General features: G+C 58.0%; 33 protein-coding genes. 26 read left to right on the top strand and 7 right to left on the bottom strand.

What is annotated here, in order from left to right:
* Nucleotides 1–3: 3 nt before the first annotated feature.
* Genes sctV through sctW form a run of 5 tightly spaced genes read right to left on the bottom strand, consistent with a single transcriptional unit; the run spans nt 4 to nt 4,370 of the window.
* Complete coding sequence (gene sctV, locus Q0J81_RS03740; RefSeq protein WP_294446097.1) at nt 4–2,097, bottom strand: type III secretion system export apparatus subunit SctV; 2,094 nt, start codon at nt 2,095–2,097, stop codon at nt 4–6.
* Nucleotides 2,094–2,453 (bottom strand): hypothetical protein, encoded by a 360-nt coding sequence (locus tag Q0J81_RS03745; protein WP_294446098.1) that lies wholly within the window; start codon nt 2,451–2,453, stop codon nt 2,094–2,096. The genes sctV and Q0J81_RS03745 overlap by 4 nt, the downstream gene beginning before the upstream one ends.
* Before the next feature lies 1 nt (nt 2,454).
* Entirely contained in the window at nt 2,455–2,823 is a 369-nt protein-coding gene (locus Q0J81_RS03750) for a type III secretion protein (protein ID WP_294446099.1), read from the bottom strand.
* Nucleotides 2,824–2,877: 54 nt separating this feature from the next.
* Nucleotides 2,878–3,246 (bottom strand): CesT family type III secretion system chaperone, encoded by a 369-nt coding sequence (locus Q0J81_RS03755; RefSeq protein WP_294446100.1) that lies wholly within the window; start codon nt 3,244–3,246, stop codon nt 2,878–2,880.
* Between the two features lie 5 nt (nt 3,247–3,251).
* On the bottom strand, nt 3,252–4,370 hold the full coding sequence (gene sctW, locus Q0J81_RS03760; RefSeq protein WP_294446101.1) for a type III secretion system gatekeeper subunit SctW: 1,119 nt from the start codon (nt 4,368–4,370) through the stop codon (nt 3,252–3,254).
* 318 nt (nt 4,371–4,688) lie between these two features.
* On the opposite strand from sctW, the gene Q0J81_RS03765 reads away from it, so the two are divergent.
* The 25 genes from Q0J81_RS03765 (at nt 4,689) to Q0J81_RS03885 (ending at nt 22,995) form a co-directional block, all read left to right on the top strand.
* Nucleotides 4,689–4,982 (top strand): hypothetical protein, encoded by a 294-nt coding sequence (locus Q0J81_RS03765; RefSeq protein WP_294446102.1) that lies wholly within the window; start codon nt 4,689–4,691, stop codon nt 4,980–4,982.
* Between the two features lie 51 nt (nt 4,983–5,033).
* Nucleotides 5,034–5,561, top strand: a complete 528-nt coding sequence (locus Q0J81_RS03770; RefSeq protein WP_294446103.1) for a hypothetical protein — start codon at nt 5,034–5,036, stop codon at nt 5,559–5,561.
* A 68-nt stretch (nt 5,562–5,629) separates the two neighbouring features.
* The gene (locus tag Q0J81_RS03775) at nt 5,630–6,187 is read left to right on the top strand and encodes a USH1C-binding protein 1 (RefSeq protein ID WP_294446104.1); all 558 of its coding nucleotides are present in this window, start codon (nt 5,630–5,632) and stop codon (nt 6,185–6,187) included.
* Nucleotides 6,188–6,246: 59 nt separating this feature from the next.
* Nucleotides 6,247–6,729 carry a SycD/LcrH family type III secretion system chaperone gene (locus tag Q0J81_RS03780; RefSeq protein ID WP_294446105.1) on the top strand — a complete coding sequence of 161 codons (483 nt, stop codon included), beginning with the start codon at nt 6,247–6,249 and terminating at the stop codon, nt 6,727–6,729.
* Between the two features lie 3 nt (nt 6,730–6,732).
* Nucleotides 6,733–7,749 (top strand): type III secretion system protein, encoded by a 1,017-nt coding sequence (locus Q0J81_RS03785; protein ID WP_294446106.1) that lies wholly within the window; start codon nt 6,733–6,735, stop codon nt 7,747–7,749.
* Between the two features lie 29 nt (nt 7,750–7,778).
* Nucleotides 7,779–8,657, top strand: coding sequence for a type III secretion system translocon subunit SctB (gene sctB / locus Q0J81_RS03790; protein ID WP_294446107.1), 879 nt, complete (start codon nt 7,779–7,781; stop codon nt 8,655–8,657).
* Nucleotides 8,658–8,798: 141 nt separating this feature from the next.
* The gene (locus Q0J81_RS03795; protein WP_294446108.1) at nt 8,799–9,278 is read left to right on the top strand and encodes a hypothetical protein; all 480 of its coding nucleotides are present in this window, start codon (nt 8,799–8,801) and stop codon (nt 9,276–9,278) included.
* Nucleotides 9,279–9,280: 2 nt separating this feature from the next.
* Entirely contained in the window at nt 9,281–11,092 is a 1,812-nt protein-coding gene (gene sctC, locus Q0J81_RS03800) for a type III secretion system outer membrane ring subunit SctC (RefSeq protein ID WP_294446109.1), read from the top strand.
* Nucleotides 11,093–12,601, top strand: coding sequence for a type III secretion system inner membrane ring subunit SctD (gene sctD / locus Q0J81_RS03805; RefSeq protein ID WP_294446110.1), 1,509 nt, complete (start codon nt 11,093–11,095; stop codon nt 12,599–12,601).
* A complete protein-coding gene (locus Q0J81_RS03810) occupies nt 12,594–12,800 on the top strand; it encodes a hypothetical protein (RefSeq protein ID WP_294446111.1) in 207 nt (68 codons plus the stop codon). The genes sctD and Q0J81_RS03810 overlap by 8 nt, the downstream gene beginning before the upstream one ends.
* 14 nt (nt 12,801–12,814) lie before the next feature.
* On the top strand, nt 12,815–13,060 hold the full coding sequence (locus Q0J81_RS03815) for an EscF/YscF/HrpA family type III secretion system needle major subunit (protein WP_294446112.1): 246 nt from the start codon (nt 12,815–12,817) through the stop codon (nt 13,058–13,060).
* A gap of 172 nt (nt 13,061–13,232) precedes the next feature.
* Nucleotides 13,233–13,604, top strand: coding sequence for a tetratricopeptide repeat protein (locus Q0J81_RS03820; protein ID WP_294446113.1), 372 nt, complete (start codon nt 13,233–13,235; stop codon nt 13,602–13,604).
* 27 nt (nt 13,605–13,631) lie between these two features.
* A complete protein-coding gene (locus Q0J81_RS03825) occupies nt 13,632–14,060 on the top strand; it encodes a hypothetical protein (protein ID WP_294446114.1) in 429 nt (142 codons plus the stop codon).
* A gap of 15 nt (nt 14,061–14,075) precedes the next feature.
* Entirely contained in the window at nt 14,076–14,843 is a 768-nt protein-coding gene (gene sctJ, locus Q0J81_RS03830; protein WP_294446115.1) for a type III secretion system inner membrane ring lipoprotein SctJ, read from the top strand.
* Between the two features lie 3 nt (nt 14,844–14,846).
* On the top strand, nt 14,847–15,518 hold the full coding sequence (locus tag Q0J81_RS03835; protein WP_294446116.1) for a SctK family type III secretion system sorting platform protein: 672 nt from the start codon (nt 14,847–14,849) through the stop codon (nt 15,516–15,518).
* A 65-nt stretch (nt 15,519–15,583) separates the two neighbouring features.
* A complete protein-coding gene (locus tag Q0J81_RS03840) occupies nt 15,584–16,114 on the top strand; it encodes an HrpE/YscL family type III secretion apparatus protein (RefSeq protein WP_294446129.1) in 531 nt (176 codons plus the stop codon).
* Nucleotides 16,115–16,132: 18 nt separating this feature from the next.
* The gene (sctN, locus tag Q0J81_RS03845; RefSeq protein ID WP_294446117.1) at nt 16,133–17,449 is read left to right on the top strand and encodes a type III secretion system ATPase SctN; all 1,317 of its coding nucleotides are present in this window, start codon (nt 16,133–16,135) and stop codon (nt 17,447–17,449) included.
* Between the two features lie 2 nt (nt 17,450–17,451).
* Nucleotides 17,452–17,952 (top strand): YscO family type III secretion system apparatus protein, encoded by a 501-nt coding sequence (locus tag Q0J81_RS03850; RefSeq protein ID WP_294446118.1) that lies wholly within the window; start codon nt 17,452–17,454, stop codon nt 17,950–17,952.
* A 1-nt stretch (nt 17,953) separates the two neighbouring features.
* Complete coding sequence (locus Q0J81_RS03855) at nt 17,954–18,613, top strand: type III secretion HpaP family protein (protein ID WP_294446119.1); 660 nt, start codon at nt 17,954–17,956, stop codon at nt 18,611–18,613.
* Nucleotides 18,614–18,712: 99 nt separating this feature from the next.
* Nucleotides 18,713–19,756: a type III secretion system cytoplasmic ring protein SctQ gene (gene sctQ / locus Q0J81_RS03860; protein WP_294446120.1), complete on the top strand. Its 1,044-nt coding sequence runs from the start codon at nt 18,713–18,715 to the stop codon at nt 19,754–19,756.
* 21 nt (nt 19,757–19,777) lie between these two features.
* On the top strand, nt 19,778–20,428 hold the full coding sequence (gene sctR, locus Q0J81_RS03865) for a type III secretion system export apparatus subunit SctR (RefSeq protein ID WP_294446121.1): 651 nt from the start codon (nt 19,778–19,780) through the stop codon (nt 20,426–20,428).
* A 17-nt stretch (nt 20,429–20,445) separates the two neighbouring features.
* The gene (locus Q0J81_RS03870; RefSeq protein WP_294446122.1) at nt 20,446–20,781 is read left to right on the top strand and encodes an STAS domain-containing protein; all 336 of its coding nucleotides are present in this window, start codon (nt 20,446–20,448) and stop codon (nt 20,779–20,781) included.
* Nucleotides 20,782–20,899: 118 nt separating this feature from the next.
* Complete coding sequence (locus Q0J81_RS03875; protein WP_294446123.1) at nt 20,900–21,325, top strand: ATP-binding protein; 426 nt, start codon at nt 20,900–20,902, stop codon at nt 21,323–21,325.
* Nucleotides 21,326–21,398: 73 nt separating this feature from the next.
* Entirely contained in the window at nt 21,399–22,025 is a 627-nt protein-coding gene (locus Q0J81_RS03880; RefSeq protein WP_294446124.1) for a lytic transglycosylase domain-containing protein, read from the top strand.
* 70 nt (nt 22,026–22,095) lie between these two features.
* Nucleotides 22,096–22,995: a hypothetical protein gene (locus Q0J81_RS03885; protein WP_294446125.1), complete on the top strand. Its 900-nt coding sequence runs from the start codon at nt 22,096–22,098 to the stop codon at nt 22,993–22,995.
* A 75-nt stretch (nt 22,996–23,070) separates the two neighbouring features.
* Here the strand turns inward: Q0J81_RS03885 and Q0J81_RS03890 are convergent, their stop codons facing one another.
* Both Q0J81_RS03890 and Q0J81_RS03895 read right to left on the bottom strand, forming a co-directional pair.
* Nucleotides 23,071–23,436: a hypothetical protein gene (locus Q0J81_RS03890; protein WP_294446126.1), complete on the bottom strand. Its 366-nt coding sequence runs from the start codon at nt 23,434–23,436 to the stop codon at nt 23,071–23,073.
* 1 nt (nt 23,437) lies between these two features.
* Nucleotides 23,438–23,992, bottom strand: coding sequence for a hypothetical protein (locus tag Q0J81_RS03895; protein ID WP_294446127.1), 555 nt, complete (start codon nt 23,990–23,992; stop codon nt 23,438–23,440).
* A gap of 372 nt (nt 23,993–24,364) precedes the next feature.
* Here Q0J81_RS03895 and Q0J81_RS03900 point away from each other — a divergent pair.
* A partial coding sequence (locus Q0J81_RS03900) for a GDSL-type esterase/lipase family protein (protein ID WP_294446128.1) occupies nt 24,365–24,909 on the top strand: 545 nt, incomplete at its 3' end.

Genomic DNA, 24,909 nt, shown 5'->3' on the forward strand with positions numbered 1-24,909 from the left:
CCCTTATATCCGGATGCGACTGACGGGCTGTACGGAAATTTCCGGCGTCACTTCCTGATAGGCCATGACGGGCAGCTCATAGTACTTGGACTCGATGAGACGGCGCACATAGCGACGTATGTCCATGGAGGCCATGAGCACGGGCTTCTGCGTGCTGCCCCGGTACTTGCCCGCCGCTTCGCCGACAGCCTTCACGATGCGCTGGGAAGTGTCGGGATCAAGCGACAGAAAGGCTCCGGCGGAAGTCTGTCGTATGGCCTTGCGAATGGTCTCCTCCAGAGAAGGATCCATGAGAATGGCGGGAAGCATGTTCTGCCCGCGGGAGTACATGTAGCTTATCTGACGTTTCAGGGAGCTTCGCACGTATTCCGTGAGCATGACGACGTCCTTTTCCTTGGGACTCCACTCGATGAGAGCCTCGAGAATGCTGCGCAGATCGCGAATGGAAATCTGCTCCTGGACCAGGCGCTGGAAGATTTCCGCAATACGCTGCACGGGCAGAAGCCGCGTCACCTCGCGCACAAGATCAGGCGCCCGTTCTTCCATGCGGTCGAGCAGGTACTTGCTCTCCTGCATGCCGAGAAAACTCGAGGCATGACGGGAAAGCAGCAGAGAGAGATGATAGGCCAGAATACGGGCATGCGGCATGCAGCTTATGCCGGCCTGCTCCAGTCGTTCCATGTCTGATTCATGCACCCACAAAGGCTCAACATCCGGCAGAAACGGTTCCCCTTCCAGATAGGTCACGCCGAGCAGATCAAGATTGACCTTCTTCTCCCTCACGATGACCATGCCCTTTTCCATCTTGCCGCGGGCCATGGGAATTTCGTTGAGATTGAGCACATAACCGAGCGAGGGAAGCGAGGCGTTCGGTCTGATATTGATGCCGGGGAAAGGCACGCCGAGGTCGAAGTACAGGGCCCGGCGCAGTCGGGAGAGTTCGTCGTTGAGCGAATCGTAATCCATGGACTCGCCGATGTCGGGAGCGATGTCCAGAATGATGGGCACAGTTGGCGAAAAATCGTCCTGCGGTCCTGAGGCGGAACGAGGCTTTCTTTTCTCCGCGGCAGGGGCAAGGGAGCGGGAAAGCTCCGCCTTGCCGTCCGGCTTTTCGGGGGCCGAAGCCAGACGCTCCAGCACATAGCCGAAACCGCCCACGGCAAAGGCCAGCGTGAACAGTTGCGGCTTGGGAAAGCCGGGAATGAGGGCAAAAAGAAAAATGAGGGCGCCTGCCATCTGCAATGCCTTGGGCTGGCCGAAGAACTGCTGCCCTATCTGCGTCCCCACGTTGTCGTCGCTGTCGCCGGAACGGGTGATGAGAATGCCGGCCGAAATGGAAACCAGAAGAGACGGAATCTGCGAAACCAGTCCGTCACCGATGGTGAGGATGCCGTAGGTGTGCATGGCCTCGCCGGCCGTCATGCCGTGCTGCGTGATGCCGATGATGGTGCCGCCCACAATGTTGATCACGGCAATGATCATGCCGGCGATGCTGTCGCCCTTGACGAACTTCATGGCGCCGTCCATGGCACCGTACATCTGACTTTCAAGCTGAACGCGGTTGCGCCGGTTCTGCGCCTCCTCCATGTCGATGACGCCGGCACGCATGTCGGCATCTATGGACATCTGCTTGCCGGGCATGGCATCCAGGGTAAAGCGAGCCCCCACTTCGGCCACGCGCTCCGCGCCCTTGGCGATGACGAGAAACTGCACGATGGTCAGAATGATGAAGACCACCGCGCCCACGACAAAGTTTCCGCCCAGCGCGAAATCACCGAACGTGAAGATGATTTCACCGGCATCGGCCTGCAGCAGAATAAGCCTCGTCGTCGTAATGTTCAGCCCCACGCGAAAAAGCGTGGTGAACAGCAGCATGGTGGGAAAAGAAGAGAAGTCCAGCGCCGTCTTCACGTACATGGACATCATGAGCATGAGAAACGACAGCGTCATGTTCACGCCAATGAGCGTATCCACAAGCGGCGTAGGAAGAGGCACGATCATGAGCGCCACAACGACGACCAGCAGCATGACCATGGTTATGTCGTTGTGACGGGTCATCAACCTGACACCGAGCGACGCCTTTTCCATCAGACTCATGCGCTCTTTCCTCCCCCGACAAGAAACAGATATTCATCCAGAGCCGCTCGGGCCTCTTCCTTTCTGCCCTCCAGCCAGAACGCCTGCGCCTTCATGAGATGCAGCACGGCCTGACGGGAAGAAAGCGGCGCTCCGCCCATGGCCCCTCGAAGAGCCTCCAGAGCCTTCGCCCCCCTGCCCTCGCTGATGGCCACAGCCGCCGTCCCCGCAAGCGCCAGTCTGTCGGGATTCTCTGGAGTCGCAAGACTCGCAAGCGCGGCATAAATCCGTGCTGCCCTATCCTCCTGTCCCATGCGCAGCATCATGTATGCGAGCACATGAAGCGCACGTCTCTGACTTTCCCTGAGAGCCGCCATGTCACCCTCCTATCATGAGACCGAGATAGGCCTGAAGAAGCTGGCCGTTCTGCAGAAGAGGCCGGAGCTCCCGGGAAACCATGTCCTGCACGACCGGATCGGCGCTGTCTTCCAGAGCGCTCACGCAGGACTGCAGCGTTTCGGAAAACACTTCCGGACTCAGCATGGACCCGTCCCCGACATCGGGACAAAGAGCACGCTCCATGATCTGCCATGCATTGTTCGGAGCATACAGCTCTTCAAGACCTGGCTCGTTCAAAGCGTTTGAGGCGAGCTCCCGCGCCCGGGGCAAATTGCCGGAATCGGGCATGTCCATGACATTCTGAATGCCCAGGGAAGCATCGAGAAGATTAATGGGAGAAGGCATCATTCATGCTCCTGAAAACGTTTTCGGCAAAAGCCTGCCAAAGGCCCCCGTCCGGCATCAGAGTACACCGCGCAGCAGATCCGCCAGCATGCGGAGCGCATTTTCAATGCCCGCAGCCGTAACCGAGGTCTCCTCCATGCGCGTAAGCAGCACGGCACGGCCAGAAAAAGCTCCGGCAAAGACAGGCATCGCATGACCGTGCCTGTAGTCGCACAGTTCAAGAAGACGCCTCGTCGCGCCGCCGTCAGGTACGGGCAGAGGCGCTGCAATATAGACAAGCAGCTCACTTCGTCCGCGCTCTTCCGCTTTTTCCAAATAAAGACTGCCAACGTTTTCTATGTTCAGACAGACAACCCCCTGCGGAGAAAACGCAAGGGAATCCAGTCCGAGCCTGCGTCCGAAGGCCTCAATTTCGTAATCCAGCATGGCCATTATCCTTCCTGACTCGCCAGGTATTCGTCTTCGCGCTCTATGGCCCGGTCCACGGACTCCTGAACGGCATCGAGAATCTTCATGCGGCCCTGCTCGTCATCGAAAAGAGCCACGGGAAACTTTCTTGCCGTGTTCAGAAGTTCCTGAAGAAAAAGCACCTCTCTTTCTATATCAGGCGCTCCGGCCTTGGCAAGAATGCCGTCTATCTGCGAAGCCCCCACGAAACGCTTTTCCCGTAATCCCACCATGTCACCGAGCAGCGCAAGGGCCGTAAGACCTCCCTCCCGAGGCTTCACTCCATGCACGCGGCTCCAGCGGTCCATCATGTCCTCGCACAGACGGTAGGCGCTCTGCGTCAGACGAACCTTGCCGAGCGCATCATGCACGCTTTCCAGATGTCGCAGCCCCATGCTGGGCACATCGGCGGCCATGTCGGCACTGATGGCCGAAAAGAGAAAATCCATGGCTCTGTCGAAGTCGCCGCCGTACTTCTCCATGACTTGGGCGAACACGTCGTTTACCGAAGAAAACTCGCAGATCGTCCGGCGGTAGAAGTCTCGCATTTCATCACTGCCGCCGAGCTCAGCGAAACCGGCGGCGGCAAGTGCCCCCTGAATGCCTGCGCGTACCGCGGGACCTTCCTTCTCGTCCATCTCGGCAAGCGCGGCCTCCACATCGCCGAGAAGAGCCTTGTCAGCCCCCTCCGCACGAAGCTCATCCCGCATCTGCATGAGCGCCGCCCATGCATCGGAAGGATCGGGGAAGTACTCCCTTGCCTTGTCCAGCGCGCGCCGCGAGTCGGCACGACTGCGCAGACTGTCGCGCAGACTGCCAAGCTGTTCGCTCTTGCCTGCCTCGTGCATGAGCTCCTGATAGAGCTTTACGCGCTCCTCTTCCGACTTCTTCATCTTGTCGCGCTCCCGGCGTTCCTCAAGCTCGAAGTCATCGGTGGTGTCAGCGGAAAAGGAAAGTTCCTCGGCGGCATCGGCAAGCAGGGATTCCGGCGAGGGAGCCTGAACCACGGTATTTCCCATGAAACTGCCGCGGACAGCCGAGCTTTCCGCCTGATGAATGACGCCTCCCGCCTGGAACGAACCGGATATGGAATCTATAGCCATGGTATGAGCTCCTCTATATCACGCAATGCATGCAAAAAATGTGCCATAGCAGACATGCTCTGCTGCGTCATGAGCTTTTACCGTTGCAAGCCCCAGACGGCTCTGGTAGTATGACCAAAAGAAAAAGTCATGGCAACACGATTCCCATACAGGCCAAAAAAGTTGGCACATTGGACATGGATAGCGTCCGACATTTTCCTTTTCTGTCCTGAAAAATACGGACATTCGTTGTTGGCACGCTTCTTGCATAATGTATGGCAAATGCCGCATTGCGGCAACCGTTCTGCCTTCCCCCATCCACTTTGAAGGAGATTGAACATGGCATTCACCGAACAGGATCTCAAAAATCAGAAAGAGGAAATTGCCCGTCTTGCCGACGAACTTTCCCGACTCAACAGCGTTTTTGCCGAACAAAAGAAGGCTCTCGGCATTCCCGAAACTGAAACCGTCACCGTGGCCGAATCGGAAGTGACGCCCGAACTCAGAAACGCCATGGCCGACGCCACGGAAAGGGCAAAGCGCGAAGGCGAGGCCAGAGCATCTCAAGCAAAGCTCTCCGCCGGTCCCTCCTCCACGGGAGGCCGTTCCCGCCGCGGTGCCATGCGCATCTGAAGCTTCCCCTCCTCAACCAGCAATCTTTTCAAATTCTAAGGAAGTATTACCATGTCTCAGGTTTCCAATACCAGCTCTCTTTCCGAAATTATGGACCTCATCGACCTCGGTCCCACCGGCAGCGTACAGATGATGTTCGCCAAGCTCCAGCTTGCCCAGTCCGAAATCTGCAAGGCACAGGCCGAAGACTATATGAAGCAGATTGAAGACATTCAGGAAGAACAGAAAAAGTGTGCCGAGATGATTGAAATGGCCAGAAAACTTCAGGAAGAAGCCAGCTCTCAGGACGCCTCCTCAAACAAAAAAACTACTGAAATGCCTGCGGAGATGGTAAAATACTTTGAAGAACACGGCCTTACTGAAAGTACTGCCGGCGGTGATCATAAGCATTACAAGGAAGAATGGGACGTTAATATCAAGTCGTTGACCACCTATCAGGAAAACATCGGCAACAAGACCCAGACCCTCATGGTCTATCTTCAGGATTTCATCGGACAGTACAACTCCTATCTCCAGGGCGCGAACACGCAGATCGCCAACGCCAACCAGACCCTTACCAACCTCGCCCGCGGCCAGTAATGCGCAAGCCCCGCAGCCATCTCTTCCAAACCTCCCTGCCTCGTTTTTTTGCATAAAAGGATCCTTCCATGTCTCTGGTCAATAACGATACTTCCCTCTCAGCCATCATGGACACCATTGATCTCGGCCCCACGGGCAGCGTGCAGATGATGTTCGCCAAACTCCAGCTTGCCCAGTCCGAAATCTGCAAGGCTCAGGCCGAGGACTACATGAAGCAGATCGAAGACATTCAGGAAGAACAGGAATTGTGTGCAAAAATGATTGAGGAGGCCCGCAACTGTCAGCAGCTGGGGGAAGACGGCAAGGGCGTGGGAAAAGAAAGCATCAGCGGCACAAAAGCCACCGGCAAGGACTGCTACCCCATGTCGCAGGAGCTGGTCGACTTCATGAACGAGCGCGGGCTCAGCTTTCCCAACAGCGACAAGGACTATATCCTCGGCAAGGATGAATGGGACCACGCGTTGAAAAGTCTGACCAACTATCAGGAAACCGTGGGCAACAAGACGCAGACGCTCATGGTCTACCTGCAGGACTTCATCGGTCAGTACAACTCCTACCTGCAGGGCGCGAATACGCAGATTGCCAACGCCAACCAGACGCTCACGAATCTCGCCCGCGGGCAGTAGACCGTCGGCAGCCTTTGTTCGTTCCTAAAAAACACTTCATTTCTCAGGATGGGAATATCATGGCAGAATCTACGCCTCTCAGTGACAACGACATTGCCGCCATCATCAATGCGCTGAACAAGGGCGCCAGCATCGGCGACGTGTGCAACGTAACGGACGAGCAGATAGAAGGCCTCTATGCACTTGCCTACAACCTCTACACCTCCGGCAACTTTGCCGATGCCGGCACCGTGTTTCAGGCGCTGTGCCTCTACAGGCACAAAGAAGACCGTTTCTGGCTCGGTCTTGCCGGGTGCCGCCAGGCGCAGGGAGATCTGAAAGGGGCCATCGACGCCTATGCCATGGCAGGAACCGTGGATCTTCTGCGCAATCCCCTGCCGTTCCTCTTCGCCGCCAAGTGCTACATTCAGCTCGGCGACAAAGAAAACGCCATCGGCGCTCTCAAGGGACTGCTCACTCTGGGCGAGGAAACGAATCCTCAGCACGCCGACTGTCACAGGAAAGCCCGTGCGCTGCTTACCATGCTCAATGCAAGCGAGTAAATCATGGTTGATTTCAATACCATAGGAACTACAAACAGGACAAGCTTGTACACCACGACGGACGGAACCGCCAAGGCCGGCTCCGGTGCCTCCGCAAACTCCGCAGTTCCCGATTCCACGGAACAGGAGCTTCAGGCGCTGCTGTCCGAGCTCGGCATACCCGATCTTCCCATTTCCTCCAGCGCTCTTTCCCTCGACACGCTTCTCAGTGCCATAGGCGACGACGTCCGCCGCCAGGCCTGCCGGGACGGCGTGACCAGTCTGGAACTCAAGGGCGAGCGGCAGGCGGAAATCAACGAGAAGGAACTGCAGGAAATCGTTGATCGCCTGGAAGAAATGAAAAAGAAGTCCGTGGCCAACGCGTTTCTCAAGGCCTTCAAGATCATCGGGGCCATCGTGGGAGCCATTGCCTCCGCTGCCAGCATCGTGGCAGGTGCGCTTACGGGCAATCCTCTTCTCGTTGCCGCAGGCGTCGTGGGCATGGCCATGACCGTAGACAGCGTGGTCTCTCTCGCCTCCGACGGAAAATACAGCCTTGCCGCAGGCTTCACGGAACTCGGCAAGAAGATGGGCATGAGCGACGAAGAGGCCCAGTGGTTCGGCTTCGGCGTGAACATGGCCCTCATGGTAGGTTCCATAGCCGTCAGCTTCGGCGCGGGATTTGCCTCCAGTGCAGGCAGCAGTGCCGACGTTGCCGGGCAGACGGCGCAGAAGCCGGCCCAGATAACGAGCATGGCTTCCAAAGTTTCCAACATCGCCTCAGGCGCGGTGAGCATAGGCTCAGGCTCCGCCACCATAGCCGGCGCCGTGTTCGACTACAACATCTCGCAGAGCCAGGCCGACAGCAAGGAGCTTGAAGCCATTCTGGAACGCCTGCGCGAATCTATCAAGATGGATCGCGATCTTGTGGAAGCGGAAATGGAGAGAGCCAACGACCTCATGTCTAAAGTCAGAGAAATCGTCGGGGAATGCGCGGAAACCCAGAGCGTCATTCTGGGTGCTTCTCCCGCCATGGCCTGACCGGAACGGTCAGAAAAAAGGATGATTCCATGCCCATAGACAGCGTAAACAATCTCGTCGGATTCGACCAGCCTCTGTACGATATTCTGAAGACAGCCTACACAAAGGCCACGGGCAAGACCGACAGCGACTTTGAACAGCTTGTTCTTGCCACCTCACAGAACGGCAAGCTCACCTTCATGGAGACCGTGGACGAGATCCGCGCTCTGCTGCCGGAGCCGCTCGGCACGGCATCCTCCTGTGCCGGGGCCGTGGCACTGCCCTCCTTCGGCAGCACCTACCTTGCCCTGATTACGGAAATGAGCTCGGAAGAACGTCGCAGAAATGCCGACATGCGCGCCCTTCAGACGGAGGAAATGGTTTCCAAAATAAAGGATCAGGCTGACACCATACGCGAAAAGGCCGTAGTTCAACTGGTCACGGGCGTCGTTACCGGAGCTTTGAGCATAGCCCAGGGCGCGGCATCCATAGGAATCACGGCCAAGGGCATCGCAAGCAGCGAACAAGCCGCCAAGAATGCCTACAACTCCTCCATCGAGACCTCCACGGGCGGGGGAACAAAAGCCATCGTCGGTGAAGAGGCCATGAACGCCACGCTGGAAAAAGCTCAAAACGCCTCTACCCTGGCCAGACAGCAGGCCGACATGACGCTCACCTCCCGAATCCAGGCCTTCAACTCCTCCATGAGCGGCACAAGCAGTATTCTCGGCAGCATAGGTCAGTGCGTAAGCACCATGTATGACGCTGCCCTCAAGGAGTCGGAAGCCGACGTGGAGCGTATCCGCGCCCAGCAGCAGAATCTGGAAAGTCTGGACGAGGCTCTCAAGACTCTCATACAGAAGGCCCTCAGTTCTCAGGATGCCATTCAGCAGAACATAAACCAGACCAGAACAAAAATTCTGGGCTGAGGACAACTTGCCGGAGAGGGGCAACTCTCTCCGGACTACGGACAAGAATGCCTCCCGACTTCGCCCGCACGGACCGGCGTACAACGCATTTGACAGCCATCGGCAAAAGTCACTAGAGTGGAAAAAATTCAGGAGAATGCCATGACGTCGCCTCTTCAGCCGACCGCCGACCTCATCACCCGGGCTGCGGGATGGAAACAGGCAGTTCCCGACAACGATGGAACTTTCCGTTTTTCTCTGGAAGACGGCCTGGACTTCGAGCTGTTTTCGCCGGAAAACAGCACCGGCATACTGTTTGCCGTGCTTGAGAGCTTCCCCGCACAAAACGACGAACAGGCGGAAGACGTCATCCGTCGGATGGCCGCTCTTGCGGCCGGCAGCCTGAAAACACGCCGTTCCGTGTTCAGCATCGGCGAAAGAGGCTTTGAGCTGTACCGCACCTTCCGCCTTGCGGACATTTCGGAAAGCACCCTTACTGCCGAGGTGCGCGACTTTCTCAACGATCTGGCGTGGTGGAAAAAGCAGCTTGCCGCGCCTTCCACCGCCTCCAGCCCGCAACGGACGTCTCCGTTCAGTTTTTCCTTCGACGGTTTCTTTTCCGACGGATCATTTCAGGGTTGACTATGCGGCCATTCTCTCATGCTCCCGCCTTCCGGCGCTCTTTTTCCCGCTCGCTCAGACGGATCGGTCTGGCCTGCCTGTGCCTTCTGTGTTTCTGCGCCTCAGCGCTGGGAGCCGGACCGTTCCGATACCCATTTTCCTACTATGCCGATCATCAGGAACTCGGCACGGTTCTCATGAGCTTCGCTCAGGCCGAAGGATACACCGCCTCCATTTCTCCCGCCGTCAAGGGGACCCTGAGCGGCAAATTCCAGAATGTGGACCCCATGACCTTTCTTGCGGGAATGCAGAACGCCTTTGACGTGAACTGGTATACTCTGGGCCGCACGCTGCATTTCTATGCTGCAAGGGAGAGCACGAGAACCTTCATCTCTCCCCGCACAGGTACGGCACAACAGCTTTACAACGCGCTCAAAAATTCCTCGGTGTTCTCCCCGCAGCTTCCGCCTGCTCTGGGAACGGCAGGAGACGTCATTTCCGTGTCCGGCCCTCCGGAATACCTTGATCAGATACGCAGCGCCGTAGCCGCCTTTGAAGCCTCGCAGACTGAGCAGATCGTCATGCGGGTCTTTCCTCTTAAACACGCCTGGGCCGAAGACATGACCGTAAGCAGCATGGACAAGACCGTTACCATTCCCGGCATCGCGTCCATACTCCGGGCCATGGTCATGGGTTCTCCCGTTTCGGGCACACGCGTCACGCAGGAAAAGGCCACCGTGGAAAAGCTCGGCGGCAAGGGACTGTCCGCCCTCGGCAACGTGGAAAGCACGATTCCCCAGCCGGAAGCCGCGGCCACGCCCGTAAGTACCGGCAGCATCAGCATCATGGCCGACCCGCGCGTCAACGCCGTTCTTGTAAGCGACGCCGCCTACCGCATGCCCTACTACGCCCAGGTCATCAAGGATCTGGACAAGCCCGTGGAACTTGTGGAAATCCATGCCGCCATCGTGGACATCGACACAGACTTCAAGAGGGAGCTCGGCATCGCCTTTCAAGGCTCGGGCAACAACAGCGACGGCTGGAGCGGCGGCGGAACCATTTCCGGTTCCCCCACGGGCGGCACAGGCATGCCCTCGCCCGGCGTCATCGACAGCGCCGGAATGACGCTCTCCACCATTTACACTCACGGCAGCGACTTTTTCCTTGCCCGCATCCAGGCGCTGGAAGAAAACAACGAAGCCCGCGTGCTGGGGCGTCCCTCGGTGCTCACGGTGGACAACATTCAGGCAACGCTGGAAAACACCACCACCTATTATGTGGAAGTGGAAGGCTATCAGGCCGTGGATCTCTACAAGGTCGAAGCCGGAACCGTTCTTCGCGTCACTCCGCACATCATCCGGGAAAACGGCGAAACTTCCATCAAGCTTGCCGTCAACGTGCAGGACGACCAGGACAACAGCAGCAGCGTAACCACGAACAGCGGCGTCCCCCCCATCAAGCAGACGAAAATCAATACGCAGGCCATCGTCAATGCCGGACAGAGTCTGCTCATAGGCGGCTACTACTACGAACAGAAGGGCGAGGATGAAAGCGGTGTTCCCGTGCTCATGCACATTCCCGTCATCGGCAATCTCTTCAAGACCAAGGCGAAACAGAGCAAACGCATGGAGCGCCTCATTCTCATCACGCCCCGTATCGTTGAGCTCAACGACAACAACGTCCCCTCGCAGGTGGAGGACCCTACCTTCCACCGTGCCGCCACGCAGGCTGACTATGAGCCTCGCATTCCCGCCCAGCCCCGCGGAGCAGGATGCTCCCGCTCTTCCAGCGAGCCCAGGGTCTCCACAATCTCCGGTTCGGAAAGGGCTCTGTAAATGAACGGCGTGACGCTCAGAGTCTTCTCAGGCATCCATCTCGGCGCGGAAATAGCGCTGACGCCGGGGGCCTATGTTCTCGGCACCGACGATTCCTGCGACCTTATTTTTGAAGACTCCTCTCTGGTGGCCCGCCATGCCGTACTCCGCGTATCGGAAGCGCCGAACGGCACTCAGCTTTCTCTGGAGCCCCTGGACGGCCCCGTATCGTTTGCCGGTTCTCCTCTTCAGCAGGAACAGTCCGTGCCGCCCCGTCGTCCCTTTCAGATCGGTCTCGTGACTCTGGCATGGACGGATGACGCTTCGGCTGGAAGCTCTGCATGGCAGGAGGTGGAAGACCATCTTTCTCACGCAACAACGCCTGCGCCGTCCGATACTCAGGAGCAGGCGACATCACAGGCAACAACGTTGGCATCGGATGCACCCGATGCAGAAAAAAATGACGGGACCGTACGCCAGCCGGATCTTTCTCTTGAGAGTGCGGAGCAGAAATCTGCCTCCGCTCCGTCCGCTCCGCGACGTTCTTTCAAAAATCTCGGCAGAGCGGGTGCTCTGCTTGCCGTGGCGCTTCTCGGCCTGCTTTCGTTTACCTGGAACGACGGCAATACGGAAACATCACAGGAAGAACGCGTCCGAGAACTGCTCAGAGAGGCCGGCTATGAAAAGCTCGGCGTCACCGGCTCGGAAAACGGCGTGACCATCACGGGGCGCATCGCTTCCGACAAAGAGCGCGGACGTCTGCTCAGACTGGCACAGTTTTTGCATTTTCCCGTATATCTGGACGTGACCGTGCGTTCCGACTCCGCAGATGCGGTACGAGCCTCGTTCAATACGCTCGGTCTCTTCCCGGAAGTCACGGAACTGCCGCCTTCCGCACATCCGGGGCTGCTGGTCAGAGGGTACATTAAAAACGGCGTTCTGGAGGAGCAGGCGCTTACCGAAGCCATCCGCAACGTGCCGGATCTGCAGAAATCCCCCGCCACCGGAAAGCCCAGACTCGCACTTTTCCGTGACATCCGGCATAAGGCAGACGTTCAGATGCTGCTGCTTCCCGCGCTTGCTGCAGCTGGACTCGACACGGTAAAAACGGAGTATCTGCCCGGAAAAATCGTTCTGCACGGGGCCTTCACGCCTCAGACGAAGGCCGCTCTGGAAAAAACTGCGGCTGAAGTTCAGGAAAAGCTCGGCGTACCGGTACGCTTCGACATCGTCAACGACTCCGAAACGCTCCAGCCCGCCAAGAACGACAACATCTACGCCAGGGAGGAAGAACGACGCCCCGCAGTTCAGTCCGCAAACTCCGCAGACAAACGCGATGCCGCAACCTTCCGCGTCACCTCCGTTTCCATGGGTGGGCTCAGGTTCATCACCCTTGCCGGAGGCGCGCGCGTGTTTGAGGGAGGCGGGCTTCCGGGCGGCTACAGACTGGAGAACATTTCCGTCGACGCGCTTACCCTGAGCAGAAACAATCAAACAACCACCTACCCTCTGAGAGGTTCTCATGAGTGATTTCGTTTCCGTCCTCGACATTATGGAGAACGCCCCCTACGGAGCGCAGACCGCCATGCGGGATGAAATTGCCGCCATGGACGCCGAGCTGCGACGCGTCATGGACAGGGGGCTGACCCCGGATGACATGAAAAAGGCGCAGGCTGCAAGGGCCGCCGCACAGGCCGCCGCCGTCATTCTTGACAAGCTTTTTGTCTGATACAGGAGCATTCCATGGATTCCATCAGCGGACTCAATATTTCCCAGATGTTTGAAAACACCCTTCAGGGCATCAGCTCCAAAGGTTCCGATCTCAACGCCAAGATGGCGGAACTTGCCAACGGAGAAGAACTCAGCAACGAACAGATGATTTCCCTGCAGTTTGAAGTCGGCCAGTACAACACCATGATGGAAGCGCTTTCCACCGTAACCAAGAGCATGACCGACATGATGAAGAGCCTGGCGCAGCGCTCCAGCTGAGACCATGGGCTCATGTCGTTCGCCCGAACGGTGCACGAAGGACTACGGTGGGGACTCAACAGGACCGTCTCGTCGGCATGAGGCCGGAAAAAGAGACTGTCGCCGAAAACCTCTGACCGTCATTTCACCCCAATGACAGCCTGTTGAAGACTGTCGACCGCATGGAGACATCATGCTTACCGATTCCCAGATCGCCCGCCTTCTCGACATTGCCAACGCCGGATGCCACAAGGGCATGGTTCTTGGAGCCCGCACCATCTATGACGGCGTTCTGGCCGTCCGTCCCGGTCACGTTCCGGCGCTGATCGGACAGGCTCTCAGCCATATCGTCATAGGAGAATATGAAGAAGCCGAGAAGCTGCTTCGCGACGACATTCTGTCCGAACACCCCGAAGACACTGACGCACGTGCCATGCTCGGACTCTGTCTCTGTCTGGCCGACAGAAAGGACGAAGCCCGCGAAGCGCTCCGTCCTCTCACCGAAAAGGACGGCAGCGCCTCGGAACTGGCCTGTTCTCTCATGGAACAGATAGACCGGGAATAACCCTGCCGGCTGACGGAGCGCTCATCCATGGACGCCATATCTTTGGATTCATCGAGTCGTCTTCTCGAAGCGTTCGAACGCATGAGCATTCCGCAGGGAGAGGGCCTCGTCAGTTCCGGCCCGTCTCCCGTACCGGATGCGCTCTCCCGTGCCTTTGAACAGCTTCTGGAACAGTCCGATGCCCGGCCCGCTTCCGCCGGAACGGCCGGGCAGCCGGAAGTCCAGAACGTCTCGCCCTCCGCACGGGATGTGACCTCCAAGGACAGTGTCGCAGAAAACGTCTCAGCAGATCGCTCTGCCGTTACCGGGGCGTCCGAAGCGCCGCTTCTCTCCCCTTCCGAACTCTATCACCTTCAGTTTCAGGTGGCCATGCTCCGGTTTCAGGCCGACTCCGGCTATCAGGTCACTCAGAAGACCACGCAGGGCCTGGACTCCCTGCTCCGCAACCAGTCCTGACAAGGAAATGCCGTCATGTCGTTTTTCCGCTCCCACTGTCTTTCCGCCTCCCGCCGACTTCTTTGCCTCGTCCTTGCTGCGACCGTTCTTCTGCTTGCCGGCTGCAAGACTGAAATCTATCAGGGACTCAGCGAAAATCAGGCCAACACCATGCTGTCCGTTCTGCTCCGTCACGGCATTTCCGCGGAAAAAATCGCGGCCAAGAACGATTTCAGCATTGCCGTAGAAGAAAGGCAGATCGTTCAGGCTCTGGAAATTCTGAAAGAAAACAGTCTGCCCCGTGAGGACTTTCAGAATCTCGGTCAGGTGTTCTCCGCTCAGGGCATGATATCCTCGACTACGGAAGAACAGGCACGGCTGGCATATGCGCTCTCCCAGGAGCTTTCCGACACGTTTTCGCGCATCGACGGTGTGCTTACTGCAAGAGTGCACGTCGTGCTCGGTCAGACCGATCTCGGAACCGGCAACGTCACCCCGCCGAGTGCCGCCGTCTTTTTGCGTCACACCCCCGAATCTCAGGTGACAAGGCTCATTCCCTACATCCGCGAGCTTGCCGCCAACGCCGTTCCCGGTCTCATGCAGGACAAGGTTTCCGTCATGCTCGTGCCCGTGCGCGAAACGGTCAGCGTTCCCATGCCCTCGGAATCCGGTACTGCTGCCGGAATGGACAACAGCAGAATCTATCTTCTGGCCGGACTGGCCGGTCTTCTGACGCTGGCCTGCATCGGACTGGCCGCAGCCGCCGTCATCTATGTACGCAGCCGCAGGAACAAGGTTCAGTAACTCATGGATTACCGATTTCTTGCCGAAGTCATCACTCAAAAGCCCCGGCTTTTCCAGGCGATGCTCGCATTCAACCGCGAGTTTGCCGCTCCGGTTCCCGCAGAGCTTTCCTCGCTTGGCGGATCGTTTGCAGAGCTCTGGAACCGGCAGGACTTCAGGAGAGCCTGGAGGCCGTCGACACAGCAGACCGGTTACTGGAACTTTTCCGAAGAATCACAGAGACTGGCGCTGCTCGATGCCGACACGCTCAAACGGGTCGGTCTTTTTTTCAGCGCCGCCGTGCACGCCGAAGAGATTTCGCACGTCATCGCCCGCGAACAGGTGCTGACCCTGCGGCGGGAGCTCGGGGCCGACGTGCTTTCCTACGCGCTCAAGCGGGGACGCTATCAGGTAGGCACTCTGCGAGCACTTCTGCTTGCGCCCGGCGTTCCGAGTGATCTGCCCGGGAGAGTTCGAACGCTTGCGGCAACGGTGCTTGCCGTCATAAGCTCGGACTGGCCCAAGCCGCTCAAAGCACTTGCGGCCAGCAGGCTTCCGCACGTCGACTCGTCACCATCTTCGGAAGGATCGCCGCTCCCGCAACTTCGCAGGGAGCAGCGCAGGGCTTTGTGGTTCACCATGAAAAAACTTCTTCTCAGGGAGGTCGCACCGGAATGGGCTCCATGTTTCGACTAGGCGAAAGTTCCGTACGTCCCGCCGCAGAAACGAAAAGCAGCAAGGTGGACGAGTAAGGACTCTATCTGGAAGCAGCCTCCCTGCTGGACGCCGCACGTGAAAAGGCCGCTGCCATGGAAGCTCAGGCAGAAAAAGCTTATGAGCGAAAAAAGGAGGAAGGCTACCGCGACGGCATGGAGGAAGGCAAGCTGGAGCACGCGGAAAAAATGATGGAAACCATCCTGAGTTCCGTGGAGTTCATCGAAGGCATCGAAGACACGCTGGTCAGTGTGGTCAATCAGGCCATACGAAAAATCATCGGAGAAATGGACAGCAAGGAGCGCATCGTCCGCATCGTCCGCACGGCCCTGAACAATGTCCGGGGCCAGCAGAAAGTGACGGTGCGCGTGGCGCCCGCCGACGAGGAGGCCGTGACGCAGGCCCTTGCCGCCATGACCGCCGGCTCTTCCGGCAGCGGATTTCTTACCATTGTTGCCGACGCACGCCTTTCCCGGGACTCGTGCATTCTGGAAAGCGAACTCGGCGTCGTTGACGCCAGTCTCGAAACCCAGCTCAAGGCGCTGGAACACGCCTTTCACAGCAAAATACGTCAGTAACGTCCGCGGAGCGCAGCCATGGCATTTGAGTACATAGGAGCTCTTCTTGAAGAAGCGGTGCAGACGACAACGCCCGTGGACGTGCGCGGTCGCGTGGAACAGGTCGTGGGAACCATCATTCGTGCCGTCGTCCCCGGCGTGAAGGTGGGAGAGCTCTGCATACTCAGCAATCCCTGGGAAAATTTCACGCTGAAGGCCGAAGTCGTGGGTTTTGTCCGCAACGTGGCCCTGCTTTCCCCCCTCGGGAGCTGTCAGGGGGTATCTCCGGCCACGGAGGTCATACCCACGGGAGAAATCCTTTCCGTTCCCGTGGGCGAAGAGCTGCTCGGTCGCGTGCTCGACGGGCTCGGCCAGCCCATCGACGGGGGCCCCGCACTCAGGACCCGTCAGCACTATCCGGTTTTTGCCGAAGCGCCAAACCCCATGACGCGCAAAATCATCAGTCGTCCGCTCTCGCTCGGCCTGCGCGCCCTCGACGGCATGCTCACCTGCGGAGAAGGCCAGCGAATGGGCATCTTCGCCGCGGCAGGCGGCGGCAAATCCACGCTGCTTTCAAGCATCATCAAGGGCTGCTCCGCCGAGGTGTGCGTGCTGGCGCTTATCGGCGAACGAGGAAGAGAAGTCCGGGAATTCATTGAAAACGACCTCGGCGAGGAAGGACGGAAAAAGGCCGTGCTCGTCGTCTCCACCTCGGACCGTTCTTCCATGGAGCGCCTCAAGGCGGCCTATACCTCCACGGCCATTGCCGAATACTTTCGGGATCAGGGCCGAAGCGTTCTGCTCATGATGGATTCCGTCACCCGTTTCGGCCGTGCTCAGCGAGAAATCGGCCTTGCCGCGGGAGAGCCTCCCACCAGACGAGGCTTTCCTCCGTCGGTGTTTTCCGAGCTCCCCAAGCTCATGGAAAGGGCGGGCAACTCCGACAAGGGATCCATTACGGCGCTTTACACCGTGCTTGTGGAAGGCGACGACATGACCGAACCCATTGCCGACGAAACACGTTCCATTCTCGACGGACACATCGTCCTTTCGCGCAAGCTCGCCGCGCGCAACCATTACCCTGCCATCGATGTTCAGGCGAGCGTCAGCCGCGTGATGAATGCCATCGTCAGCAAGGAACACAAGAAGGCCGCCCAGAGACTGCGGCAGATTCTGGCAAAATATGCGGAAGTAGAACTTCTCGTGCAGATAGGTGAGTACAAGAAGGGAGCGGACAAGGAAGCCGACGACGCGCTCGCGCACATAGACAAAGTGAACGCCTTTCTCAAGCAGGGGCTCGGCGAAAAAAGCACGTTCGAGCAGACACTGGAAGGGCTGTTCGAGGCGGTGCACTGATCGTGGAAGCCTATCCCCTCGCCGCAATGCTCACCGTGCGCCGGTACCGGGAAGAAAGCGCCAAACGGCGTGTGCGCAGCGCGGAAGTCGCCGTTCGGGAAGCAGAAGAAAACGTGGAGAAGACACGACGGGAGCTGGACGAATTCCGCGTGTGGCGAAAGCAGGAAGAAGACCGGCGCTACGAGGCCATCATGAACGTCCCTGTGAGTCTTGAAAAACTGGAGCTGTTCAAGGCCGGACTCGCAAGACTCGCCGACGAGGAACACTCTCGGGAACAGGCCGTGATTTCGGCTCAAAAAGAGGTGGAACAGCGCCGAGTTGAACTTGAAGGAGCGAAAACGGCCGCAAAAACCGCCAGCAAAAACACTTCCAAAATAGAAGCACACAGAGATCTGTGGAAGGAAGACGCCAAAAAGGAAGAGGAACGCAGGGAAGATCTGGAACTTGAGGAATTTCATCCCATATCACGCAAGGGTGCCGAAGCCGAGGGCGAAGACGCCTGACATGAAGGAGCGCATCATCATGAGCAGCATGAACATCCGTTTTTCCGAGCCTGCATCCGCGGAAAAAACGCCTCGTCAGGAGCGAGGTCAAAGCTCTCCTCCTCCCTGCGACAGGGAAAGCGCCGACCTTTTCATGAAGTCGCTGGAAGAAGAGAGACCCGGCAGACATGACCTGGAAAGCGGCGGGACGAAAAAGGAGGAAACATCTCCAACGCCCGACGCTTCCGCCTCCCTTGCCGGCATGACGAATCCTCTTGAAAGTCTTTTTTCCGGTCGCATGGAAGGAGTCGCCCCGGCAGATCCCGCCGCTCAGGGGCCGGATCAGGCGGAGCTGGAAAAACTGGTGGAACGCATTCTTGTGTCCACCCCCGAACAGGGCGGACATGAGGTCAGGCTCTCTCTGGGAAGCCATGCTCTGCCCGGTACGGAAATAACGCTTCACCGGGACATGACCGGCATGCTTTCCGTCATGCTCTCAAGTTCCGATGCTTCGTCCTTCCAGACGCTGGTATCCGCGCAGGATTCTCTCAAATCCATGCTGGAAAAGCTGGAGGGAAGCAGCGTGCGAGTTGAGGTCACAAAAGATTCCGGTCGTGAGGATAACGATTCCGGCAGACGGTCGCGCACCTACATGACGGAAGATCAGCTTTTCCCTGAATAACGCCGAATCAGATGAAGGAACGCCTTCCTCAAAAAACAACGCTTCCCGATCATTACATCGGAGGGAAGCGAACAAACGCTCTTTACACGGAACGACACCATGGCGGAACACGCATATTATCCCACCTTCAGACCTCCTTTTCTCGCCCGGGAAAAGGCACTTCTTCAAAACTCGCTCCTGCTTCGCCCCGAACCGTGGAGCGCTCCCTTCGGCTCAGGAGAACTGAGTCTCTCGCCTCTGACGAATACTCCCGAGTTTTCACCCGCCTGCGTTCTCGACCTCGACATCAACGGAACGAGCTGGCAGCTTGAACTCGACGACACGGCGCTGCTGCTTCGACATGAAGCCTTTGACGACGGAGGACAGGCTCCCGTCTTCGATGAGCGTGCGCTGCCTGAAGAAGTGCGTCGCGCCCTGCTGGAATCTCTGCTCGCTCCTCTGCTCTCCTCTCTGCAGACTCTGCTCAACCTGCCATTTGCCGTGCAGAACGTTCAGTTCCATACCCCTGATGCCGCACGTCCCTTTTCCACAGGATTCAAGGCATCTCTTTCCGCCTGCAACGGTCTGCCGGAACTGACGGCCTTTCTGCGTCTTTCTCCCATGAACGCTGAAAGCGGATACGTTCTTGTCGAGGCGCTCAGGTCTCTCCCCGTGCGCTGCGGCGGCCCGCTGAGCAAGGTGCTGAAAACCGTTCCTCTTGAAGTCGCGTTTGAATCGGGCTATCTTCGAATCACGCCTGAAGAGGCCGCCGCGCTCGCACCGGAAGACGTGCTTCTGCCCGAGGTCTGGACGGCCCCGGAAACGCTGATTCTGCGTGTTCGCCGCGAAAGCGCCGCAAGCCTGGCGGCGTCCTGCACCGTGGACGGAACGCAGGCCACGCTTGCCACACCCTTATCCGAAGAACCGGACCCCTCCATGGACAGCTCTGAAATCAAAGACATAGACATACGCCTGAGCTTCGAGCTCGACCGTCGCGTCATTACGGTAGGAGAGCTCGAGGCGCTCACGCCCGGCTATACGTTTTCCCTGAACGGCGATCTCGCCTCCCCTGTAACCATACGGGCCAACGGCAAGGCCATAGCCCGAGGACGTCTGGTGGACATGGGCGGAACCCTGGGCGTGCAGATCGCCGAAACGCTGTAGCGCGCTCCGGAGCCGCGTTTCATGTCCGACATCAATCCTCTGTACCTCATGGCCGGGCTGTCCCTGCTCGGACTCGCCCCCTTCTTTCTCATGATGGTCACCTCCTACGTCAAAATCGTGGTGGTCACCTCTCTGGTGCGCAATGCGCTCGGCGTGCAGCAGGTACCGCCCGCCATGGTCATGAACGGGCTGGCCATCATTCTCAGCGTGTTCATCATGGCTCCCGTGGCCATGGACACCGCAGACATCGTCAGGAACATCACCCTTCCTACACAGCCGGGATTTTCGGACATACTCAACGTTGCCGACAAGGCCTCGCCTCCGCTCCGCCGCTTTCTTTCCGCCAATTCCGACGAAAAGGTAACCAACATGTTCATGGGTACGGCCAGACGCATCTGGCCGGCGGAGCGCCACAACATGATAAGCAAGGACAACCTGCTCATCATGATCCCGGCCTTTACCATTTCCGAACTCACCAAAGCCTTCCAGATAGGCTTCGTGCTCTATCTGGCTTTCGTAGCCATAGATCTCATCATATCCAACATTCTGCTCGCCATGGGCATGATGATGGTTTCTCCCACCACCATATCGCTGCCGTTCAAGCTGCTGCTTTTCGTCACGCTCGACGGCTGGCTGAAAATCAGTCAGGGACTGATGCTCAGCTATCAGTAACAAGACGGAGGTTTACCGTGCAGATCAGCACCACTCTCAAAGACGGCATATCCGTCACCCGCATATCCGGCCGCATGGACGCCACTACGGTTTCCGAGTTCAATGAAGAGTGCCAGAATCTTCTGAAATCCGGTTCCGGCCGCATCATCATCGACCTTGAAGGGCTCGAATACATCAGCTCCGCCGGTCTGCGCGGCATACTCACCATGGGCAAGGCCTGCAAGTCCGCCGGAACCACGCTGGCCTTCTGTTCCATGCAGGCCATGGTGGCCGATATGTTCAAGCTCTCCGGCTTCACGTCCATTCTCAAGGTCTATCCCAGCCTTGACGAGGCTCTTGCCGGCATGCGCTGAAAAACATGGCGGAGCCTGTCGAACGCAACTCCCGCCTTGTCGCAACATTCCACGCTTGTCAAAACGGAGACCGACCGCGCCCCGAGCGTCGTCTCTCTCCATGCCGCAGGAGGCTTCCATGCCACAGCTTCATGTTCCTGCACGACTGGAACAGCTCGCCGCTGTCAACAGTTTTCTTTCCGAAAACATTCCTCCCCGCTTTCTTCCCGCCCTGCTCAACGTGGAGCTCGTGACGGAAGAGCTGCTGGTCAACGTGTTCAGCTACGCCTATCCGGAAGGCACTACCGGCAATGCCGAAATAGCGCTGCGCGAAGTGTTCTTCGACGGCGAGGACATGCTGTGCTTCTCCGTCAGAGACTGGGGCGCGCCTTTCAATCCCTTTGCCGAAGTTCCCGATCCGGATATCTCCCTTGATGCGGAAAGCCGTCCCATCGGCGGCCTGGGCATCTACCTCATCCGCAGCGTCACCAGACATCAGGCCTATTCCCGCGAGGACGATACCAACCGCATCGACGTCTATTTTTCCATCCCCGAACAGGAATGAGTCCGTGCCTGCCGGTCGATTCAGAAATAACATTCCGCCGCTTCGGGCAATGTCCGTTCTCCTCGGCGTGCTGATGGTATCGCTTCTATCGGAACACGCGCATGCCGGACGCATTCTGTCCGAGGAAGTCAGCGTCACGGAAACCAGCATTCTGGAAAGACGGCAGACACACGAATTTCTCATCGACAGCATGGACGTTTCCAGCCTTTCTCCGTCCGCCAGATTTCTTGCCATGCCCCGTCCCATGATTACACCGGAACTTGCCGGGGCCATGCATGACGGAAGATCGTACACGGCCCCGGAAGAATGGAAGCGCATCATCCGTAAGGCCTCTGAAACCTATCGCCTGCCGGAATCGCTCATTGCGGCCGTCATACGCACGGAGTCGTCCTTTCAGGCCAACGCCGTATCCCCCAAAGGTGCGCGCGGAGCCATGCAGATCATGCCGGAAACCCAGAAGGAACTCGGGCTGGAAAACCCCTACGACGCCGAGGCCAACGTCATGGCAGGCAGCGCCTATCTGCGCCGTCAGCTCGACCGCTTCGGCTCTCTGGATCTGGCACTCGCTGCCTACAATGCCGGCCCGGCCAACGTAATCAAGTACGGCGGCATTCCGCCCTTTCCCGAAACCCGGGAATATCTGAAACAGGTAGCCGCCCACAGAAACGCAGAACAAAAAAACAACGCAGCCGCTCCCTGATCCGGCATCTCCCGGCACGACCGCCTGAAAAAAACATTTTTTCTTCTTGAAAGATCAACGGAAATCCATCATGAACAAGCTCTTCATTACCCTTGTAGGAATAAGCGTTACCGCTCTCGTTCTTGCCGTCGGCTGCGGCTCATGGCTGTTTCTGCAATCCTGGGAAGAAGGAAAAAGACTTGAACGTCAGAATGAGGAGCTCAAGGCCTCTCTGGAAGCCTCGCGTATCCGCATTGAAAACTTCTGTGAATACCCTGCCGAAGCTCTCTGCAATGTGGACGATCAGCCGGGCGGAAGCGTGAGCGGGGCCATGGCGGACATCGCCCATCTGACCCGAAGCCTGCCCGTCCCCGCCGAAAAAAACGACAATCGCCCCAATGACGCATCGACGACGTCTTCACAGGCATCTCACGCGAACACGAGCAGGACTGAACTGACCCGTTTGGAAGCAGAAGAACCTCCTGCTTCTGCAGTAAATCCGGTGATCGGAAAGGCGGACATAACCTCGCCGGAACCACAAAAAACAGCCGAAGGGGCAACACCGCCTTCTGAAAAGGAAAAAGACATCATCACCGAAACGCCGTCGGCCGGGGAAGTTCTTTCCGAAAGCAGGCAGACCGCCTCCGCAGACACACCGTCAATCAAGACCGCTGCGGTGTCGGACAAACGCCTGAAAAAGACGTGGGCTTCCCTTGCCAGAACAAAAGACTCCATGGTGCTCCGCATCGCCGGAGAAGGCCCGGCACTCACGGCCGAAGGCAGATTGCTGCGCGATCCGCTGCGCTATGAAGTCACCATGCCCGGACGATGGAAAGTCTACGACAAACCCCCGGACAACAGTCTTATCAAGGAAATGCGTATCGTCTCCAAAGATGACGACACCATCCTCACCTTTCCGCTCGCCGGAGAGCCGCAACATTGCGAAGTCAGGCAGGAAGATCCCCGAACCATAGCCATCGTCATACGCTGAGCAGCCCAGCCTGGGGGCAGCATCCGGATATACAATGCCTGTGTCTGTCGGATTTTGCAGAAATCCCATCCTTGGTCAGACGGCAAGAAGCTTTCCCAGCATTCCGGCAAAAGGCCGTGCCATGGCAGGCAACGCAAACTTTTTTCCCTGCACGAAGTCCCGGAGCAGCGCATCAACGCTCTCTCTGTCCGCAGAAATTTCCGTAGGGCGTATCCATGCACCGTTTTCATCCACTTCGGCGCGACTCAGCACTATGCACACGTCTTCGGAAAATCCCAGAGGGCGTACCACCAGCGTTATGCCGCTTCCCGTGGCGCACCCAAGGTCCAGGATATCGACATATCGTCCCGCATGACGCTGCAGTGCGGACATGACGGCATCGCTCTTCAAAAGCCTGTTTACCCCGGCGCGAAGCAGCGCTGCGGCAGAATCCTTCATCATGCTACTTCTCCTTTCTGGCAAGAACGATGGCTTCTCCAAGAATGAAGAGCACCTGAGCCGTGGACTGAAGAAAAAGCATGGCTTCCTCTGCGGAGCGCCCCTTGATGGTACCACTCCACGTAGCCAGCGCCATGATGCTCCAGTTTCCCTTAATGCACGCGGCAAGACGATCGCCCTCGGGCGTCCCGCCAGGCATTCCCGCGAGCTCTAAAGCCGTATCGTCAAGATACTTCATGCCCCGTTCACGGGAAAGCAGCACGAACAGATTGCTCTTGAGAAGCTCATCCTCAACAGCGTCCCACAGATTGGCTGCCGCCGCGCCGGCAAAGCAGCATGAGCCCAGAACAGCCAGCGGCTCCACATGATCATACAAAGAGTGATACTCCCGTATGCAGTGCTCGAAAAATGTACGCACAAGCCCGGAGAGCTCGGAAATGCTGCGCACCGAATCCTTCAGAAATCCGGCCTTCACCGCCTCCGAGGCAAGCATATTTTGAAGTCCGTTTCTATAGTCAGCGAGTTCCTTGAGCAGATCCTTGTCGCTGCCGCCTTCCATAGCGTACCTCCTGCCTTTTCCACATCATTTGAAAACAAGCAACGTAGCAGCAAGCGCAACGCATTTCAAGTCAGTCTCTGACAGCAATCGTCCGGACAGGTCGACGTTTTCAGCGTTCAGTCCCGCTCTTCCCTTAAAAAAGCAGGCGCCTCGCCATGCCCTCTCGACTTGGCAGAGCCGGAGGAACATGGTAAAAAATGCCTCGGCAACAGGATCCACGCCCCTTCCCCACCGCTTGTCGGCACAGGCAACACGTCCTTCGGCACATCCGCACACCGAAGCCCGATTTCATACCATGCCACAGACATACAGAAAGCGCGTTCCCAGACTTTCACACGTAGTGACACCATACAACCATAAAAGGACCATTCCATGAAAATCTTTCACTTCTTCGGCGACTCCGTCACCCTCGGCGTCAACGACGCCCCTGCAGGCGGCTGGGTCTCCCGTCTGGCGGGCAAGGCCGCTCAGGCCGGTCTTTCCGTCCCGCCGGATACCTTCTACAACATGGGCGTCCGCAGAAACTCCAGCCGCATGATACTGGACCGCTTCGAAGCTGAGTTCAAGGCCAGAACCATGGAAGGCGTCCCTTCCTATCTGCTGTTCTGTTTCGGTACCGTGGACATGGCTGCGCCGAAGGGCTTTCCCAACATCCCCGTGGGAGAATCGGCCGCAAATGCCCGTGACATCCTGCTGAAGGCGAAAACCTTCGGTGCCACGGCGCTTGTCAGCGCCCCGCCCGTTGCCGGCAAGGAACATTGCCAGCGCCTCGATGCGCTGTGCACGGCCTATGCGGCCATCTGTTCCGCCATCGACGTGCCCTTCGTGGATATCTTCCACCCGGTTCTGAAAATCGGCTATGTCAACGATCTTGCCGACGGCGTACATCCTGGCCCCGCAGGCAACGACATGATCGC

Origin of the sequence: uncultured Mailhella sp. (assembly GCF_944324575.1) — a bacterium.
Lineage (GTDB): Bacteria > Desulfobacterota > Desulfovibrionia > Desulfovibrionales > Desulfovibrionaceae > Mailhella.